This window comes from Priestia sp. P5_B4, assembly GCF_056400385.1.
Map to the genome: position 1 here is coordinate 1 of NZ_JBFULJ010000810.1, position 1,743 is coordinate 1,743.

The window sequence follows — 1,743 nt, forward strand, 5'->3', positions numbered from 1 at the left end:
TTGCAGAACCTGTAGCGGTTGCCGTACATACAGTACGACGCTCGCGGTTGAAAGTAGGGGACCAAGCTGTCATTTTAGGAGCAGGACCTATTGGACTGCTGATCGGGATGATTGCGAAACGAGCAGGAGCAAAAAAAGTAATGATCTCAGATATTAGTTCTTATCGCTTAACTAAAGCGAAAGAACTTGGCTTTATACCAATTGATGCAACGAAAAAAGACGTCGTAAAAGAAGTGCGCTTGCTTACGAATGACGTCGGTGCAGACGTTGTATTTGAAGTAGCTGGAAATCAAATGACAGCAAAACAAATGGTTGAAACAAGCCGTATTCAGGGAGAGATTGTGGTGGTGAGCGTATACAAAAACGCTCCAGAAGTAGATTTAGCAGCAATGCACTTTAAAGAAATTTCATTAACTACAACGAGATGTTATACAAGGGAAGATTTTCAGACGGCTATTGATTTACTGGCAAACGGTGAAATAGCAGCAGATTCTTTAATTTCTCATAAACTGCCGCTTGAAGATATTCAAGCGGGGTTTGAGTTTATGCAGCGGCCTGATGAATCACTTAAGGTTTTATTTGCACCAAACGGAGAGGAGAATGAACAATGACAGTAGATTTATTTTCTTTAGATGGTAAAGTAGCAGCGATTACGGGAGCAACGAGAGGAATTGGAAGAGCAATGGCGATTGCTTTGGCAGAAGCAGGTTCGGATATCGCTCTTCTGCAGCGATCAAAGGAATTTCTTGGAGTAAAAGAAGAAATTGAACGTCTCGAAAGAAAATGCTTTATTGTTAATTGTGATCTAGAAAATGCTTCTGAAGTAAGCGAAGCGATCTCATCGGTTGTTGCTTATTTTGGCAAGCTCGATATTTTAGTGAACAACGCTGGCATTCAAAGACGTTCACCCGCTGTAGACTTTGCAGAAGAAGATTGGGATGCTGTTATGAATGTTAATTTAAAAACCGTATGGTTGTTATGTCAGCAGGCGGGCCGCCAAATGCTTAAACAAGGAAGCGGAAAAATTATTAATATGGCATCTTTGYTTTCTTACCAAGGAGGTATTACCGTTCCGGCTTATGCTGCAGCAAAAGGCGGAGTTGCTCAGCTTACAAAGGCTTTATCTAATGAATGGGCAGCAAAAGGCGTAAATGTTAATGGAATTGTACCAGGGTATATTGCTACTGATATGAATGAAGCACTTATTAACGATGAAACGCGCAGCAGACAAATCATTGAACGTATTCCCGCAGGCAGATGGGGGGAAGTAGATGATTTTAAAGGAGCGGTTGTCTTTTTAGCATCTGATGCATCTGCCTATATTCATGGGCACTTACTTGCTGTAGACGGAGGCTGGCTAGGAAGATAACGCATGAATGAATGAATTTTTTCATATCATGAACAAACTTAATTAAAAGGAGCGTTCGTGGTATGAAAAGGTGGATGTTAAATATGGGTATTTCTGTAACAGTGCTCATAACTGCTTGGGTGGTGTATACAAAGCCTGAAGAGAAAGAGGTTTCGCTATTTTCTTACGATCAGCCTTCTATAGTTGTTCAAAAAGAAAGCACAGACTTTGAAAAAGCGTTAAAAGCTTTTTTGACGCAGCATGGCTTTCAAGAAGTTAGGGTGCTGAATAACTATGCGGAAGCTCAAATTCTAGTTCTTCTGCCCCGCGAACACCTTTCTTCTCATAAGAAAAGGGAAATTCAGCAAATGGTAAATCAAGTTGCCAAACAGTAT

Annotated in this window: 3 protein-coding genes; all 3 read left to right on the top strand. The window is 40.8% G+C overall.

Annotation, left to right across the window (positions count from 1 at the left end):
* Positions 1-611, top strand: a 611-nt coding sequence (locus AC1DRF_RS26205; protein ID WP_477742103.1) for a zinc-dependent alcohol dehydrogenase, incomplete at its 5' end; no start/stop codon positions are given.
* A complete protein-coding gene (locus AC1DRF_RS26210; protein ID WP_477742104.1) occupies positions 608-1,369 on the top strand; it encodes an SDR family oxidoreductase in 762 nt (253 codons plus the stop codon). The genes AC1DRF_RS26205 and AC1DRF_RS26210, both read left to right, overlap by 4 nt.
* A 62-nt stretch (positions 1,370-1,431) precedes the next feature.
* On the top strand, positions 1,432-1,743 hold a 312-nt coding region (locus tag AC1DRF_RS26215), incomplete at its 3' end, for a hypothetical protein (protein WP_477742105.1).